The following is a 16,820-nucleotide window of genomic DNA, read 5'->3' on the forward strand; positions in this document are numbered from 1 at the left end:
TCGAATGGAAAGTATGATTCAAATGGCCTGGCCTTTCATTCTGATGGCGGCGATCTTCTACATGATGATCTACCGTCCCCAGAAGAGAGATCAGAAAAAGAGAGTAGACATGCTCAACGCGCTGAAGGTCGGTACCCGGATTGTGACCATCGGGGGCATTTTCGGCGTTATCACCAAGGTGCAGGAAGACAAACTGCGCATTAAAGTGGCAGAAAACGTGGAATTCCATATCCGCCGTTCTGCTGTGGGCACTGTGCTGACCTCTGCTTTTGACAAGGACAACAGCCCCAAAGAAGAAACCAAGGAAGAAGTGAAGGAAGAAGCCAAGGCTCCGGAAGCTGCCAAGGCTGAAGCTCCTGCAGAAAACGCTGCCGATGCTGCCAAAGCTGAACCGGCTGCAGAAACCAGTGAGGAGTCTAAATAATGGAAAAAAAGACAGTTCGCCTGGAAATCAAAGAGAAACTCAAAAAATTGAATCAGCGGGAACTGCACAAATTCCATAAAGAAATCAACAGCCATATTTCCAACAGCCGTTTGTTCCTGGAAGGCAAAGTCATTATGGCCTACCTGGCAGTGCCAGGGGAAGCCAGCGTGGACGCCTCCATTTCTACGGCGCTCAGTATGGGCAAAACAGTCTGCGTCCCCTTCATCCTGGAGGAAGAAGGGCAGATGCAGGCTGTTCGGCTGGTTTCTTTAAAAAAATTGGGCACGGACCGCTTCGGCATCCGTACGCCCCAGGAACCGGTGGAAGTCATCGCTCCTGAAGATATTGACCTGGTGCTGGTTCCCGGTCTGGGCTTTACGGCCCAGGGCGACCGGCTGGGCAAGGGCAAGGGCTACTATGACCGCTTCCTGCCCAGATGCACCAAAGCAGTTACCATGGCTATAGGCTATGAAGCACAGGTATTGAAAGAACTGCCTGTGAATGCGCACGACGCAAAAATTCGTTACCTGTGTACAGAAAAGGGCCTGCGGGTCTGCCGGTAACGATGTCAAGGAGGAATCATCTTGAAGGGTAAAAATCGGGCCAAGCTGCTGATTTCGGTGCTGGCCATTTTGATTTCTTTTGCCGTATTCATCAAGCCGCTGGCTAGTACGGTAAAACAGGGCCTGGATTTGCAGGGCGGCACCCACGTGGTTTTGCAGGCCCAGGATACACCGGAGTCCAAGGTGGACGATGATGCCATCAACCGTTCCATCAAAATCATTGAACGCCGGGTCAATGAACTGGGTCTTACCGAACCGGTAATCCAGCGTCAGGGCCGGGACCGGATTATTGTGGAACTCCCCGGGGTCAAGGATCCTGAAAAAGCCATTGCCATGCTGGGCCGTACGGCCATGCTGGAATTTAAGGACATGAATGGCAACACGGTGCTTACCGGTAAGGATCTGAAGGATTCCAAAGCCAGCGTAGACCAAAGCGGTCAGCCTGTGGTTACCCTTCAGTTCAATGACGAGGGCGCCAAAAAGTTCGGTGAACTGACGGCGGCCAATGTAGGCAAACAGATTGCCATTTTGTTAGACGGGGAAGTGCTGACGGCTCCCCGGGTCAATGAACCCATTACCGGCGGCAACGCCCAGATTACCGGCTCCAAGGATGCCCAGGAAGCAGAACATCTGGCCATCTTGCTGCGCAGCGGCTCCCTGCCGGTGAAACTGGAAATCGTGGAAAACCGGACCGTAGGACCTACCCTGGGCCAGGATTCCAAGGATGCCAGCGTCAAGGCCTTTGCCATTGGCCTGGCCGGCGTATTCTTGTTCATGTTGCTGTACTATCGGCTGTCCGGACTGGTAGCCGACATTGTGCTGCTGCTCTATACCCTGCTGCTGCTGGCCGTGATGAAGGGGCTTAATGCAACCCTGACCCTGCCGGGCATTGCCGGTATCATCCTGTCCATTGGTATGGCCGTAGATGCCAACGTGCTGATCTTTGAAAGGTTTAAGGAAGAAATCGCGTCGGGCAAGACCCTCCGGGCTGCGCTCAATGCCGGTTTCTCCCGGGCCTTTGTGACCATCTTCGACTCCAACGTGACCACCCTGATGGCAGCTGCTGTGCTGTTCTATTTGGGTACCGGTCCTGTAAGAGGCTTTGCCGTTACCCTGGCACTAGGTACCTTGATCAGTATGTTTACGGCCATTACCGTAACCAAATTTATCCTGAAGGCACTGGTGGGCAGTGAATTCACCAAGAATCCTGCCGTATTTGGTGCCAAGGCACCGAAGAAAAAAGAGGAGGCGGCACAATGAAAAAGTTTTCCATTGTAAAACATGCCAAAATCTTCTTCTCTCTGACGGCCATTGTGTTGATTGTTGGTATTGTTTCCATGTTTACCCGGGGTTTTAACCTGGGCATCGACTTTACCGGCGGCAGCATCATTGATTTGAAGTTTGCCCAGCCGGTTTCCACTTCCCAGGTCCGGACGGTGTTGGATGACCATGATTTGGGCAGCAGCATTATCCAGCTGGGAACCAACGGCCAGAATACGGAAACCAGTGAATCCGTGCTGATCCGCACCGGCCTTATCAGCGACAGCCAGCGTAAGGCCGTTATGGACGACCTGACCGCCAAGCTGGGAGAAAACCAAGTGCTGAAGGTGGAGAACGTAGGCGCTACGGTGGGCAACGACCTGGTCAAACAGGCCATTGGCGCGGTGGTACTCAGCTGGGTGCTGATGATTGCCTATATTACCTTCCGTTTTGAACTGCGCTTTGCCCTGGCAGCCATCATCGCCCTGATTATCGACGTTATGGTGACCTTGAGCTACTTCTCCCTGCTGCATCTGGAAATCGATTCTTCCTTTGTAGCAGCCCTGCTGACGGTAGTAGGCTATTCCGTTAACGGTACCATCGTTATTTTCGACCGTATCCGGGAAAACCTGCATACCCACAGACGGAATGAAAGTATGGAAGATATGGTGGATAACAGTATTTGGCAGACCATGACCCGGTCCATCTACACCACCCTGACCACCCTGTTTGCTGTAGTAGCCATCTTCCTGTTTGGCGGGGAAACCATCCACAACTTCTCCTTCGCCATGCTGGTGGGCTTCTCCAGCGGTTTCTATACCTCTACTTTCCTGTCCGGGACCATGTGGCTGTTCCTGCGGAAAAAATTGAAAAAAGCGGCCTGAGTTTCAGGCTCCCTAAGCGGATGTGCCTTCGGGTGCATCCGTTTTGTTTTCCCTGGGGCAGGAGAGTTTTCTCAGAAAAGACTATTTTTCATCGGCCGCTTCTATGGTATTATATAAAGAGAACTTTGTTGCCAAGTACTAGGAGGTCGGAGCAAAAATGGGATATTTGGGAATTGAACTTGATGAACTCATCTGTTTATTATCTAGAGGACATGAAGCAGTATTTTCCCTGAACGGCAACCAATATATTATCCAGCCGGTACAGAGCGACTCTTTATACGGGGACCTGGTGATGTACCAGTTCAAGCCCCATTTGGTTTGGCTGTGCAGAATCCCCATCAGTCCGGACCATTCCATCGATAAGGCGCCATTTATCCGGTGGCCGGTGGGGGTTTCCATGGTGGAACAGCTGCTAAATGAACGCTGCCTGAACGGCAAGTCCTTTATGGACAGACTGCTGGAGATTCACGTGGACGAAGTGTTTTAGCGGTGAAACAAACCTGGCAGCAGCAGAAAATTAAGCCGGTGTGGTTTTCCCTGGAGGGACAGCCGGCTCCGAAAGATGGGTATATGCATTGTCATATATCCATTTTTTTGTTACACTTTTATCAGTATTTGTATAAATACAAGAAATTTGGCGAACAAAGGAACAAGTATTTGAGTCATGGGCCGGAATCTTGTAAAATAAAATAGATAAAATGCAAAATAAATTCAATTGATAATCGTTTTCTTTTATTAGGAGAAAGGGTGAAGCATATGAAGATTGCAGTAACTATGCCGGTTTTGGCTTACCATAAAACAGAATTGGAAAAGGCGGCTCCTGAAGCAGCGTTTTATTATGGCAAGGACCTGGAAAAATTAAAGGAAGCGGAAGTGATTTTGGGCAATATTCGTCCGGAATGGGTGAACCAGCTGCCCAAGCTGCGCTGGCTGCAGCTGAATTCCGCTGGCGCAGATGCCTACTGCAAGCCCGGGGTGACGCCGGAAGACGTACAGCTCACCAATGCCACCGGTGCCTACGGTCAGGCCCTTTCTGAGCATATGCTGGCACTTACCTTGGCCATGCTGAAAAAACTCTACCGTTACTACGATAACCAAAAGCAAGGGCTGTGGCACGATGAAGGCACCGTTACCTCCCTAAAGAATGCCGTGGTGCTGGTGATTGGCTTTGGGGATATTGGCAAAGCCTACGCCAGATTGGTGAAGGCCATGGGCGCCTACGTAATCGGTGTGCGCCGCCGTCACGGGGAAAAACCGGCGGAAGCCGACGAAATGGGTCTGATGGAACATTTGCCGGAGCTGCTTGCCCGGGCCGATATTGTGGTTTCCGTTTTGCCGGGAACCCCTGCCACCACCCACCTGTATGACGCCAAGCTTTTTGGCGCCATGAAGCAGGGTGCCTATTTCATCAACGTAGGCCGGGGCAGTGCCGTGGTCCAAAAGGACCTTAGGGCCGCCCTAGAAAGCGGTCATTTGGCCGGCGCAGCGGTGGACGTAACGGAAGTGGAACCGCTGCCCCAGGACGACCCCCTGTGGCATACGCCCAATATGTACATTACGCCCCATATTGCCGGAGATTTCCATCTCCAGGCCACCCAGGACAACATTGTGCACATTGAAGCAGCAAATCTGCGGCGCTACGTGGCTGGCGAGCCTCTCCAGAACATCGTGGACCGGAAAACCGGCTACAAGAAGTAAGCAATGGAAAGTGCGGTGGGGACTTGCCTGAGGGCGGAAAGGAAGGGATGTAAATGCTGTATATTATTCTCATGGGAATCATTTCCCTGGCTGTAGCGATTTTTGCCATTCAAAATGCCGTATCGGTGGAAATCAGCTTTTTGTTCTGGCACTTTACCATGAGCTTGGCCCTGATTATCCTGGGGTGTTTGATTTTGGGCTTTATCATCGCCAGCCTGTGGACTTTAAAGGCCAAAACCAGTCATTTTATGAAAGAAAGAAAATATAAGGAGCAAATCCGCCAGCTGGAAGAAGAACTGGATGAAATGCAGGCTGCCGCACCACGGTTTACCGAAACCAAGGTGCCCCGGTCCGATTTCGCCGGAAAGGGCTATGACCCCAAAAAGGATCAGAATCCCATTATCAGACCCTTCCGGCCGGAGGACTAGAACGCTGTATGCTATATAGAAAAATCGAAGCCATACCGGAACAGGAACAGGACCAGGCCCGGCAGCTCAGCCGGGACACAGGAATTTCGCCGCTTTTGGCGGAAATCCTGGTACGCCGGAAAATTACGGAGCCCAATCAAATCAAGGAATTTCTGGAAGGAGTGGAGCAGCCCTACCTGGACCCCTTCCTGCTGCTCAATATGGACAAGGCTGTGGACCGGATTCTTAGGGCCCTGGAACAAAAGGAAACCATTACGGTCTACGGGGATTACGATGTGGACGGGACCACGGCCAGTTCCCTGCTATATCGCTATCTCACCGGGGAAGGGGCTAAAATCAAGGTGTATATTCCCCGGCGGGATACAGAAGGCTACGGCCTTAACAGCACCGCCCTGGAAACTCTTGCGGCAGGGGGCACTACCTTGCTGGTTACGGTGGATACGGGCATCAGCGGGTACCAGGAAGTAGCTGGGGCGCCCAGTTCCATGGACATTATTGTTACGGACCACCATCTGCCGCCGGCCCAATTGCCCCCGGCCTATGCAGTGGTAAATCCCAACCAGCCCGGAGACCAATATCCCAATAAGGGAATCTGCGGGGTAGGGGTGGCCCTAAAGCTTTGCCAGGCCCTGTACCAGCGGCTTCACCACACCCAGGAATACTGGGACGAACTGATAGAACTGGTGAGCCTGGGTACCGTGGCGGACATGGTTCCCCTCTTGGGAGAGAACCGGGAAATTGTCCGCCGGGGGCTTGCCAAAATGCGCAAGACGTCCCTGCCGGGACTAAAGGCGCTGTTAGACGTTTCCATCAGCCCGGACGCAGCTGTCAACGCGGGCACCATTGGCTTTGGCCTGGGCCCCAGAATCAACGCTGCTGGCCGGCTAGATGACGCCATGGCAGCGGTGCAGCTGCTCACCACCGATGACCCTAAGAAAGCCCAAAGCCTGGCCCAGAAGCTGAATACGGCCAACCAGGAACGGCAGGCCATCAGCCAGGAGATTTTCCAGGCAGCAGAAGAACAGCTGTCCCAGCTGGGCAGTCCGGAATGGGGCATTGTGCTGGGAGCCGAAGGGTGGCACCCAGGGGTTATCGGCATTGTGGCCTCCCGGATAACGGAAAAGTACCATTTGCCTTCGGTGCTGCTGTCCATCCAGGGGGAAACGGCCAAAGGCTCCTGCCGAGGCATACCGCCTCTGCAGCTGTACAATGCACTGCAAAGCTGCAAGGAATACCTGCTCCAGTTTGGCGGCCACGCCCAGGCGGCGGGACTGACTTTGGAAACCCGGCAATTGCCGGCCTTTCGGCAGGCTTTCCAGGCTGCCGTCAAGGAGCAGCTTCAGGGCATTCCCTACCAGCCCTCCCTCCAGCCCGATTATTTTGTGCCGGAAGGAATGCCGGTGGACGAACACCTGGTAGAAGAATTGGATCAGCTGGCACCGTTTGGCATGGGGAATCCTTCTCCTGTGCTGGGCTTTGCCAAGGCAAAAATTACGGAGGTTGCGCTGCTGGGCCGGGATAAAACCCATTTGAAACTCACGGTGGCCCACGGCAAAAGCAATTATAAGGGTCTTCTGTGGAAGGCAGGGGACCAGTACCATACGTTTTACGGCGGGGAACAGGCGGTGGTTGCCTTTTCACCCCGTCTCAATGTTTTTCGGGGCAAAACGTCGGTGGACCTAGAAGTATGCGGGGTTATGTCCCCCTATACCATCTTGGACTGGCGGCAGGACAATACGGACCGAAAAACACTTTTGCAGGGGATTTTACAAGAACACAAAAAAACGGTAGTATATGTCCAGGATATGGAGACCCAGGCTGCCCTCAGCGGCAAGGCCCAGGTCCTGATTTACGGGGAGCCCCTTCCCAAGGAAGCGGAGGCAGTGGTGTTTTACGACAGCGGGGCCCGGCGGGTGATGAACCCCAAGGACTTTCCCCTGGGCCCAGACCAGCCTGCCCTGCTGTACCTGCTCTACGACCGGGATGAACTGGTGGCAGAGGTGGAACAGCTGCGCCGGCAGTATCCGGATTTGAACGGTATGCGCCGCTGCTATGCAGCCCTTAGGGAAATGCTGCGGGAAAAGCCGGCGCTGCCGGTGGAGCAGGTGCTGGGGCAGACCACCCGGGAGGGGTACCTTCTGGGCTCCCAGGTCCTTGCCGTTTTTTGTGAACTCAATTTGCTGCACCAGGAAAAGGGGCTTCTTTCCATGGGGGAGACAACCCGGAAAAATATGCAGGATTCCGTGCGGTTCCAGGAAATGCGGGAACTGTACCGGGAAAAATTTGAGGAACTGAACCGTTTATGGAAGCTCCCCGCCGGGGAAATTGCGGAATTCTGGTCTCAAGGAAGGTGACATTGTGGAACAATTAGATGATAAGCCGGTCAGTGCGGAAGAATTTTATGCTATGATCGGAAAATATTTGACTCCCAGACAGGTGGAATTTGTCCGGGAAGCCTATAACTTTGCAGCAGAAGCCCACGCCAAGCAAAAAAGAGCCTCCGGAGAACCGTACATTATCCATCCCCTGGGAGTGGCCACCATTCTGGCCCAGCTCCAGATGGACGATGTTACCCTGGCAGCCGCTTTTCTCCATGATGTGGTGGAAGATACGGATGTGACCATGGAACAGCTTCAGGACATTTTTGGCCTGGAAGTGGCCATGCTGGTGGACGGCGTAACCAAATTGGGCCGGATTGAGTATATCTCCCGGGAAGAACAGCAGGTGGAGAACTACCGGAAAATGTTTTTGGCCATGGCCAAGGATATCCGGGTAGTGCTCATCAAACTGGCAGACCGGCTGCACAATATGCGGACCATGAAGTATATGCCGCCCAATAAACAAAAACGGATTTCCAGTGAAACCCTGGAAATCTACGCTCCTTTGGCCCACCGGCTGGGCATTTATGCCATCAAGTGGGAACTGGAGGATTTGGCCTTCCGCTACATGGAACCCCAGCATTACTACGAGCTGGTGGAACAGGTAAAGGTAAAGCGCCATGAGCGGGAAGCCATGGTCCAGGAGGCCATGGACGAGTTAAAGAAGCTGTGCGGCGAAGCCGGCATCAACTGCGAAATCCAGGGCCGTCCTAAGAGCTTCTACAGCATCTACAAAAAGATGCAGCGGGACAACAAGACCATCAACGAAATCTACGACCTTTTGGCCGTCCGGGTGCTGGTGGATACGGTAAAGGACTGCTACGGGGTTCTGGGGATTGTCCATGGCAAATGGAAACCCATTCCCGGCCGGTTCAAGGACTACATCGCCGTGCCCAAATCCAACGGCTACCAGTCCCTGCACACCACGGTGGTGGCCACCAGCGGCCAGCCCCTGGAAATCCAGATCCGCACCTTTGAGATGCACAAGATTTCCGAATACGGCGTGGCAGCCCACTGGCGCTACAAGGAATCCGGGGGCTCCAAAATGCCCAGCTCTTCCGACAAGAGTACCGATGCCAAAATGGCCTGGCTGCGCCAGCTGCTGGATTGGCATAAGGATATGCGGGATCCCCATGAATTTGTGAACACGGTAAAAATGGACGTGTTCTCCGATGAGGTGTTTGTGTTTACGCCCCAGGGGGACGTGCTGGACCTGCCGGAAGGCTCCGTGCCCATCGACTTTGCCTACCGGGTGCATACCGGGGTGGGCAACAGCTGCGTAGGGGCCAAGGTCAACGGAAAAATCGTGCCCCTGGACTACAAGCTGAAAAACGGGGATATTGTGGAGATTATCACCTCCAAGCAGTCTCCGGGACCCAGCCGGGACTGGCTGAACTTTGTAGGTTCCAGCCAGACCAAGAACAAGATCAAACAGTTCTTCAAAAAGGAAAGACGGGAAGAAAACATCGCTACTGGCCGGGAAATGCTGGAACGGGAATGCCGGCGCCTGGGCTACGACGTGAATACCATGCTGACTTCCGAAAATCTCAAGGAAGTAGCGGCCCGGAGCCATATGGACGGCAGTGAGGAAAACCTGCTGGCAGACCTGGGCTACGGCGGCCTTACGGTAAACAACGTCATGGTCAAGCTGGTGGAAATCTACAAGAAGGCCCAGCGCCAGAACACCACCAAGAACCTGTCCCAGCTGCTGAACGAATTGAAGCCCCGGACCATCAAGGCCCATAAGGGCAGCCACGGCATCCTGGTCAAAGGGGAAGACGACATTATGGTCAAGCTGGCCAAGTGCTGCAACCCCATTCCTGGGGACGCCATTGTGGGCTACATTACCCGGGGCCACGGGGTTTCCGTCCATCGGGCCGACTGCCCCAACGTGCTGGCCAATAAGGAAGACGCGGACCGGATGATTGAAGTGTCCTGGAACGTGGCTACCGATGTGACCTACAAGGTGGTGCTGCGACTGACCTGCATGGACCAGACCGGGGTGATGGCCAATATTATGACGGTCACCAGCGAAACCAAGGTGAACATCAACTCCCTGAATGCCCATACGGACGCCAACCGTACGGCCTATGTGGATATGGGCCTGGACATTACCAGTCTGGAACAGCTCAACTACGTGATTGGCCGGCTGCGTCGGATTAAAGGCGTTATTCGGGTAGAGCGGAAAATTTCGGGGGTGTAGGATGAGAGCCGTAGTACAGCGGGTGACAAGAGCGTCCGTTACCGTGGAAGGCCGGGAAATCAGCGCCATTGGACCGGGCCTGATGGTACTTTTGGGTGTGGAAAAGGAAGACACCGAAAAAGATGCCGCCTATTTGGCAGAAAAAATCACCGGACTAAGGATTTTTGAAGACGAAAATGATAAAATGAATCTATCCCTGCTGCAATCGGGAGGAAGCCTCCTGTTGGTGAGCCAATTCACCCTTTTGGGAGATGTGCGCCACGGAAGACGCCCTTCCTTTACCCAGGCAGCGCTTCCGGACGCAGCCAGGGAATTATACGAAAAGACAGCGGAGCTGATCCGCAGCCAGGGAGTAACGGTGGCTACCGGCCAGTTCCAAGCCCATATGCAGGTGGAGCTGGTAAATGACGGCCCGGTTACCCTGCTGCTGGACAGCCGTAAAACGTTTTAGGAGGAACCGATGAAGATTTATCGCGTAGTGGTGGGCCCCATCCAGGAAAACTGCTATATTATCAAAAACGACGAAAACAACGAAGGCATTATTGTGGATCCCGGTGATGAAGGCGACCGGATTATGGAAGCGGTGAAAAAGGCGGAAATCACCAAGATTGCAGCCATTTTCATTACCCATGGTCACGGCGACCACGTATCGGCCCTGGATGAAGTGAAAAAAGCCACGGGCGCTCCGGTGTACATGAGCGAGGCCGATGCGCCCATGCTCAGGGTCTGGAACAGCAGCCTGTCCTATTCCACGGACCGGAACAAAAGCTTTGATCCCCCGGATTATTATTTTAAGGACGAGGAAAAACTCACTGTGGCCGGGCTGGATTTCCGGATTGTGGCCACGCCGGGCCATACCCGGGGCGGTGTCTGCATCATTACGGACGGGGTGGCCTTTGTAGGGGACACCATCTTCCTGGAATCCATCGGCCGGACGGACCTGCCCGGGGGTTCCTACGATGCCCTGCTGAATTCCATCCATACCAAGCTGCTGACCCTGCCCGATGACACCAAGCTGCTGCCGGGTCACGGACCTGGCACGACGGTGGGCTGGGAAAGACGCAGAAATCCGTTCCTCCAATAAAAAAGGAGCATGAATTCCATGATGAGTTCTGGAAGAAAACCCCGGGGACTGATCAGCAAGCTGCTGATTGCGGTCCTGGCCTTTTTGGCCTTTTATCTGGCGGCCAGTATCTTTCTTCCGGTATTTCTAGCCATCGCCTTGAGCTTTCTTTTGTATCCCATTGTGAACCGACTGGAAAACACGGAAATCCTGGGCAGGCACCTGCCCAACACCCTTTCGGTGCTGATTGCCTTTCTGGTGTTTGGGCTGTTTCTGTACCTGGCCTCCCTGGTGCTGATTGTGCCCCTGGTCAATCAGGTGAACACCCTGATTAAGGCCATGCCTTTTCTGGCCTCCCGGGCCAACGAAAGCATTACCCTGTTTCTGGGGTCCGGAGCCCAGCAGCTGCCGCCCAATGTGCGGGACATGCTGCAGCAGGCTACCAGCACCTTGAGCACCAACCTGATGGCCGTGCTGCGGGATATGCTCAATTCCACCTTCAAGATGGCCAAAAGCCTGGTCAGCCTGGTACTGGTGCCGTTCCTGTCCTTCTATTTCCTGAAGGACTGGCGGACCTTAAAGGGCATGGTGGTACGGATTTTCTCCTACGACCAGCAGGCACTGGCGGACCAGGTATTCTCGGACATTGGCAAAATGCTCTGCGCCTACGTGGACAATATGTTCAAGCTGTGCTTTGTGGCAGCAGGCTGCCTGACCGTGGGCAACTATATCCTGGGTGTCCAGTACACCCTGGTATTGGGCTTTCTGGCCATGATTACAGAAATGATTCCCTTGGTAGGGTCCGTGGTGGGAACAGTTTCGGCGGTGTTTATCGCCCTGCTGCAGAATCCCCAGCTGGCCCTTAAAGTATTGATCTTATATTTGGTTTATTATCAGGTAGATGCCCAGATTATCATGCCCAACATGATGGGGCACAGTATTACCCTGCACCCTGTACTGATTATCCTGGCTGTCATGGTAGGCGGCCAGCTGGGCGGCGTGGCCGGCTTGATTTTTGCCGTGCCGGTGCTGACCATCATCAAGGTACTGTACCAGTATTTCTGGCATGCAGGGGAAAAAAAGGCCGGGACAGCACTTCCCTCAGAAACAAAACAGGGATAAAAGTACAGAATTAGCCCCATGCCGTTGAAAAATTGGTCGAAATTGTGTTACACTTATAAAGTTCAAACAATGTGTGGACGGAGGGATTTTTATGTTAACAGGTGCACCGCGTGGTACCAAGGATATTTTGCCAGGCACAATCAATGGCTGGCGGTATGCAGAACAGATTATCCGGGAAGTTTGCCGGGAATTCAACTACCAAGAAATCAGAACCCCGATTTTTGAACATACGGAACTCTTCCAAAGAGGCATTGGCGACGGCACGGACGTAGTGGATAAGGAAATGTACACGTTCAGCGACCGGAGCGGCCGCAGCCTGACGCTGCGCCCGGAAAACACGGCCTCCGTGGTCCGTTCTTTTGTAGAAAACAAATTGTATGCGGAACCCATGCCGTTAAAGGTCTATTACATTGGACCCATGTTCCGGTATGACCGTCCTCAGGCTGGCCGGATGAGACAATTCCACCAGTTTGGGGTAGAAGCCCTGGGCTCCCAGTCCCCGGTGGTGGACGCAGAAGTGATTCTGCTGGCCCTGACCGTGCTGCAGCGCTTCGGCCTGAAGGATCTGAAACTGAAAATCAACTCCGTGGGCTGCCCCAAGTGCCGCCCTCAGCACAGACAATTGCTGCAGGACTACTTCCGTCCGCATCTGGACGAATTGTGCGAGGACTGCCAGCACCGCTTTGACAGAAGCCCCCTGCGGATTTTGGACTGCAAGGAAGATGCAGCCAAACCGTTTATGGCAGGCGCTCCCAAAATTACCGACCACCTGTGCGACGAATGCAAAGAGCATTTCGAAATGGTCAAGAAGCTCCTGACCGAAGCCGGTGTGGACTACGAAGTGGACAGCAACCTGGTGCGCGGCCTGGACTACTACACCAAGACTGCTTTCGAAATCCAATATTCCCCGCTGGGTGCCCAAAGTGCTGTGGGCGGCGGCGGCCGGTATGACGGCCTGGTAGAAGAACTGGGCGGTCCGTCCACTCCGGGCGTAGGCTTTGCCATGGGTCTGGAGAGAATCCTCCTGGCCCTGGAAAAACAGAACCTGCTGCCGGTGGGCAAAGAATCCATCGACGTATTTGCCGTTATTCCTGATGAAGGCGGCGTAGCCGATGCCTTCCGGGTAATGCAACAGCTGCGGGCTCAAGGCCTGTCCTGTGACATGAACCTGGTAGAACGCAGCCTGAAAGCCCAGATGAAGCAGGCCAACCGGGATCAGGCCAAATTTGCCCTGATCTTTGGGGAAGACGAACGGAGCCGGGGTGCTGTGACTGTCCGCAACATGGCAGACAGCAGCCAGACCGAAGTCAAAATGTCTGAGCTTGAAACATTTTTTAAATAAACCAGAGGTGTAAACGAATGAGTACAAAACGCAGCCATCATTGTGGTGACTTGAGAAAAACAGATGCCGGCAAACAGGTAACGTTGTGCGGCTGGGTAAGCAAACGCCGTGACCACGGCGGCATTATCTTCATTGATTTGCGGGATCGGTACGGTCTGGTCCAGGTCATCATTGACCCGGCCCATGACGAAAAGGACTTCCATGCTGCTGAAGCCGTCCGCAGCGAATACGTGCTGCAGGTTACCGGCGTAGTACGGGAACGTTCCGCCGAAACCGTCAATGCCAACCTGCCCACCGGCGAAGTAGAAGTAGTGGTCAAAGATCTGGAAGTATTGAACCCTTCCAAGACTCCTCCTTTCTACATCCAGGATGGGGTGGACGTGGACGAAAACGTACGGCTGCGCTACCGCTATCTGGACCTGCGCAGACCGGAAATGCAGAAGAACCTGATCCTGCGCCACAAAGTGACCAAGGCTGTCCGGGATTTCCTGGATAACCGTGATTTCCTGGAAATCGAAACTCCTATGCTGACCAAGAGCACGCCGGAAGGCGCCCGGGATTACCTGGTGCCCAGCCGTGTTAACCCTGGCAAATTCTACGCTCTGCCCCAGTCCCCTCAGCTGTTCAAACAGATTCTGATGATTGCCGGCATGGAACGGTATTTCCAGATTGCCCGCTGCTTCCGGGATGAAGACCTGCGTGCTGACCGCCAGCCGGAATTTACCCAGCTGGATATGGAAATGTCCTTCATTGATGAAGACGACATTATGACCCTGACGGAAAACCTGATTGCCTATGTCTTCAAGGAAACCCTGAACGTAGACCTGAAGGTTCCCTTTGGCCGGATGACCTGGGACGATGCCATGGACAAGTACGGCAGCGATAAGCCGGACCTGCGTTTTGATATGCCTCTGGTAAACATGAACCCTGCCCTGGAAGGCACCAGCTTTAAGGTCTTCAAGGATATCCTGGAAAAGGGCGGCCTGGTAAAAGCCATCAACGTCAAAGGCTACAGCGCCATTCCCAGACGTGAACTGGATGGTCTGGTAGACTTCGTAGGCATTTACGGTGCCAAGGGCCTGGCTTGGATTATCGTCAACGAAGATGGTTCCATCAAGTCTCCTATTGCCAAATTCTTCTCCGACGAAGAAATGAAGAAAATCCTGGAAGCCGGCAAAGCAGAAAACGGCGACGTGCTGCTGTTTGTGGCTGACCGGAAACCGCTGGTGGTTGCTGCTGCCCTGGGTGCCCTGCGTATCGAAATGGCCAAGAGACGCGGCCTGATTGATCCCAACAAGCTGGCCTTTACCTGGGTTGTGAAGTTCCCCATGTTCGAATACAGCGAAGAAGAACATCGCTATGTGGCTATGCACCATCCGTTCACCGCTCCCTGCGATGAAGACCTGGATAAGTTGCTTACCGATCCTGCCCACGTGTATGCCAAGGCCTACGATATGGTCCTGAACGGCGTGGAAATCGGCGGCGGTTCCATCCGTATCCACAGAGAAGATGTACAGAAGAAGGTCTTTGAAGCCATCGGCCTGACGGACGAACAAGCCCGTGAAAAATTTGGCTTCCTGATGACGGCCTTTGAATATGGTGCACCTCCCCATGGTGGTCTGGCCTTCGGTCTGGACCGGCTGGTGATGCTGATGGCCAAACGCCCGTCCATTCGTGACGTTATCGCCTTCCCCAAGACCCAGAGCGCTATGGACCTGATGTGTCAGGCACCTAACGTAGTTGAAGATAAGCAGATGCGTGAACTGCATATCCGCAGCACTGTGGTGAAAAAAGAAGAAGACAAGAAATAAAATTTTGAGACTGTGTACGCTTGTGTACAGTCTCATTTTGCATTCTCTGGGAAATCACAGCCCTTATAAAATTGGCTCTTCACGTTTTATTGTGGGATGGCAGATTTCTGCCATCCTTCTTTTATGTCTAGCAACATCCCACTGTCGCAATCTCTAGACAGTGCCGTTTCGTATAGATGGTAATGCTGAATATCGAATCAGAGTGAAAAAATATTCATCATTTTTGTATCCATACCCTATTCGTTTTGCAACCTTAATCTTGTTATTGAAGCCTTCAAGCTTTCCTGTGGTAATCGGATGGGCTGAGTGAGCAATCAAACCCTCTTTGCGTTTTCGCTTTAAGCGGGCAAACTTTTGCAGCTGCGGTATGTTGCTCTCCTCGGCTCCTTTAAACCATTTTTCCCATTCTACGGCAGCTAAATCGGGGTTTCTAAGCTCGAATAGATCACTTAGTTCCTCTTTCATTGTATGGCAAACTGTCAAATTTTCATGTTTTTTAAGGATTTCCTTGAGATTTTCTGCCTTTTTATCGCTTAGTGTTTCTTCCTTGCAAAGCAGCGTCCAGCGAGCTTGTTTTACTTCCTTGTAAAGCCGATTCTCCTCTTTAATTGAATCCTCTGCTTTTGTTGCCTGCTCTTCAGCAATATTCTCTGTAATCCCAAGCTTTAGGTTATCTTCTTACTGTTTGTGCTGTCTTTCTTCATACAGCCTTACGGCTACCAGCTCATCTCGTCCATACTGGGCTTGCATATGGTAGCGGTCGTATACTATTGCCGCATGAGGCAGATACTTTTCTACCAGGGTGTTGAACGATGCGTTCATGTCCATTGCGACAGCTTCTACTTCAGACAAATACTCCAGGTCTGTCTCTTCAAAAAACTTTGTAAAGGCAGCTATAGAGCGTCCCGCACCAACCCAGAGGATGTCTCCCATATCAAGGTCCATAACACAGGTTGCGTAAGTATGGCCTTTGTGCATTGCAAACTCATCAACGGCAAGATGCTTAGGACGGTAGCCACTTTTGCGAAGTTCCTCGCTTCGCGTTTTGAGAGCCTCGTCCATAATTTCCTTATGGATTTTAGAAACTGTTCCCCAATGGATACCGGTCAAATCGCTGACTGCTTTAATCGTCATTTGATGCATAAGCAAAATCTTGATCCATAAAGCGGCACGAGAAGTGACTCTGGTTCCAGGATACTTAAAGGTTATGTTTTCATTGAAGGTATGCCCGCATTTTTGGCACCGGTAGCGGTGGAATCTCACACGAAGAATCCGTGGCTTTCCGGGTATCCAGGACATGTCTTTAAGTGTAGTTACAGGGTTGTCATGGACATGGACCTTACCGCCGCAGCAAGGGCATACAACGTCGGCTGTAGGCCGGGTACTATTTACATCTATGATCTCTTCAAAAAGAGAAGCAATACTCGTAGGAATATTAAAATTGTCCTGTATGTTTTTGCATAAATTTGCTATACTTGAGGTTGAGAGCACGTGGATCATTCCTTTCGTAGTTTTGTCGCTATTACTTAGAATGGAGCATCCCGTGCTCTTTTTCAATACCTTTTTTCAGTTTTTAAATTCTGTCTTAGATTTCGTATCCCCCAATTTTCCGTGATGAGCCATAAAATTTCTTTGGGAAAAGAA

At 52.7% G+C, this 16,820-nt stretch carries 14 protein-coding genes and 1 pseudogene; 14 read left to right on the top strand and 1 reads right to left on the bottom strand.

From position 1 onward, the window contains the following. Positions 1–4: 4 nt before the first annotated feature. The 14 genes from yajC to aspS all read left to right on the top strand — a co-directional run bounded on the left by yajC (position 5) and on the right by aspS (position 15,176). Positions 5–424 (top strand): preprotein translocase subunit YajC, encoded by a 420-nt coding sequence (gene yajC / locus C7E10_RS10365; RefSeq protein WP_105327200.1) that lies wholly within the window; start codon positions 5–7, stop codon positions 422–424. Further along, a complete protein-coding gene (locus tag C7E10_RS10370) occupies positions 424–987 on the top strand; it encodes a 5-formyltetrahydrofolate cyclo-ligase (RefSeq protein WP_105327201.1) in 564 nt (187 codons plus the stop codon). Before yajC ends, C7E10_RS10370 begins: the two co-directional genes overlap by 1 nt. A gap of 21 nt (positions 988–1,008) precedes the next feature. Further along, the gene (gene secD / locus C7E10_RS10375; protein ID WP_105327202.1) at positions 1,009–2,247 is read left to right on the top strand and encodes a protein translocase subunit SecD; all 1,239 of its coding nucleotides are present in this window, start codon (positions 1,009–1,011) and stop codon (positions 2,245–2,247) included. Next, positions 2,244–3,131: a protein translocase subunit SecF gene (gene secF, locus C7E10_RS10380; protein WP_105327203.1), complete on the top strand. Its 888-nt coding sequence runs from the start codon at positions 2,244–2,246 to the stop codon at positions 3,129–3,131. The genes secD and secF overlap by 4 nt, the downstream gene beginning before the upstream one ends. A 157-nt stretch (positions 3,132–3,288) precedes the next feature. Further along, positions 3,289–3,618 carry a hypothetical protein gene (locus C7E10_RS10385; protein ID WP_105327204.1) on the top strand — a complete coding sequence of 110 codons (330 nt, stop codon included), beginning with the start codon at positions 3,289–3,291 and terminating at the stop codon, positions 3,616–3,618. 269 nt (positions 3,619–3,887) lie between these two features. Further along, the gene (locus C7E10_RS10395) at positions 3,888–4,829 is read left to right on the top strand and encodes a D-2-hydroxyacid dehydrogenase (RefSeq protein ID WP_105327206.1); all 942 of its coding nucleotides are present in this window, start codon (positions 3,888–3,890) and stop codon (positions 4,827–4,829) included. A gap of 53 nt (positions 4,830–4,882) precedes the next feature. Then, on the top strand, positions 4,883–5,257 hold the full coding sequence (locus C7E10_RS10400) for a LapA family protein (protein WP_105327207.1): 375 nt from the start codon (positions 4,883–4,885) through the stop codon (positions 5,255–5,257). Positions 5,258–5,265: 8 nt separating this feature from the next. Further along, on the top strand, positions 5,266–7,611 hold the full coding sequence (recJ, locus tag C7E10_RS10405) for a single-stranded-DNA-specific exonuclease RecJ (RefSeq protein ID WP_105327208.1): 2,346 nt from the start codon (positions 5,266–5,268) through the stop codon (positions 7,609–7,611). 4 nt (positions 7,612–7,615) lie between these two features. Further along, positions 7,616–9,838, top strand: coding sequence for a RelA/SpoT family protein (locus C7E10_RS10410; RefSeq protein ID WP_105327209.1), 2,223 nt, complete (start codon positions 7,616–7,618; stop codon positions 9,836–9,838). A 1-nt stretch (position 9,839) separates the two neighbouring features. After that, positions 9,840–10,289 (top strand): D-aminoacyl-tRNA deacylase, encoded by a 450-nt coding sequence (gene dtd / locus C7E10_RS10415; RefSeq protein ID WP_105327210.1) that lies wholly within the window; start codon positions 9,840–9,842, stop codon positions 10,287–10,289. Positions 10,290–10,298: 9 nt separating this feature from the next. Next, complete coding sequence (locus tag C7E10_RS10420) at positions 10,299–10,922, top strand: MBL fold metallo-hydrolase (protein ID WP_105327211.1); 624 nt, start codon at positions 10,299–10,301, stop codon at positions 10,920–10,922. A gap of 18 nt (positions 10,923–10,940) precedes the next feature. Then, a complete protein-coding gene (locus tag C7E10_RS10425) occupies positions 10,941–12,023 on the top strand; it encodes an AI-2E family transporter (RefSeq protein ID WP_105327212.1) in 1,083 nt (360 codons plus the stop codon). A gap of 91 nt (positions 12,024–12,114) precedes the next feature. Then, complete coding sequence (gene hisS / locus C7E10_RS10430; RefSeq protein ID WP_105327213.1) at positions 12,115–13,365, top strand: histidine--tRNA ligase; 1,251 nt, start codon at positions 12,115–12,117, stop codon at positions 13,363–13,365. A gap of 17 nt (positions 13,366–13,382) precedes the next feature. After that, positions 13,383–15,176, top strand: coding sequence for an aspartate--tRNA ligase (gene aspS, locus C7E10_RS10435; protein WP_105327214.1), 1,794 nt, complete (start codon positions 13,383–13,385; stop codon positions 15,174–15,176). 153 nt (positions 15,177–15,329) lie between these two features. On the opposite strand, the pseudogene C7E10_RS12540 reads toward aspS, so the two are convergent. Next, positions 15,330–16,676, bottom strand: a pseudogene (locus C7E10_RS12540) (ISL3 family transposase). Positions 16,677–16,820: the final 144 nt, after the last annotated feature.

This window comes from Acidaminococcus hominis, assembly GCF_900291475.1.
In the GTDB taxonomy this organism is placed as follows: Bacteria; Bacillota; Negativicutes; order Acidaminococcales; family Acidaminococcaceae; genus Acidaminococcus; species Acidaminococcus hominis.

Coding starts and splice junctions, on each gene's coding strand:
- yajC (WP_105327200.1), top strand. CDS start 5: ATGGAAAGTATGATTCAAATGGCCTGGCCTTTCATTCTGATGGCGGCG.
- C7E10_RS10395 (WP_105327206.1), top strand. CDS start 3,888: ATGAAGATTGCAGTAACTATGCCGGTTTTGGCTTACCATAAAACAGAA.
- secF (WP_105327203.1), top strand. CDS start 2,244: ATGAAAAAGTTTTCCATTGTAAAACATGCCAAAATCTTCTTCTCTCTG.
- recJ (WP_105327208.1), top strand. CDS start 5,266: ATGCTATATAGAAAAATCGAAGCCATACCGGAACAGGAACAGGACCAG.
- C7E10_RS10400 (WP_105327207.1), top strand. CDS start 4,883: ATGCTGTATATTATTCTCATGGGAATCATTTCCCTGGCTGTAGCGATT.
- C7E10_RS10385 (WP_105327204.1), top strand. CDS start 3,289: ATGGGATATTTGGGAATTGAACTTGATGAACTCATCTGTTTATTATCT.
- C7E10_RS10370 (WP_105327201.1), top strand. CDS start 424: ATGGAAAAAAAGACAGTTCGCCTGGAAATCAAAGAGAAACTCAAAAAA.
- hisS (WP_105327213.1), top strand. CDS start 12,115: ATGTTAACAGGTGCACCGCGTGGTACCAAGGATATTTTGCCAGGCACA.
- dtd (WP_105327210.1), top strand. CDS start 9,840: ATGAGAGCCGTAGTACAGCGGGTGACAAGAGCGTCCGTTACCGTGGAA.
- C7E10_RS10425 (WP_105327212.1), top strand. CDS start 10,941: ATGATGAGTTCTGGAAGAAAACCCCGGGGACTGATCAGCAAGCTGCTG.
- aspS (WP_105327214.1), top strand. CDS start 13,383: ATGAGTACAAAACGCAGCCATCATTGTGGTGACTTGAGAAAAACAGAT.
- C7E10_RS10420 (WP_105327211.1), top strand. CDS start 10,299: ATGAAGATTTATCGCGTAGTGGTGGGCCCCATCCAGGAAAACTGCTAT.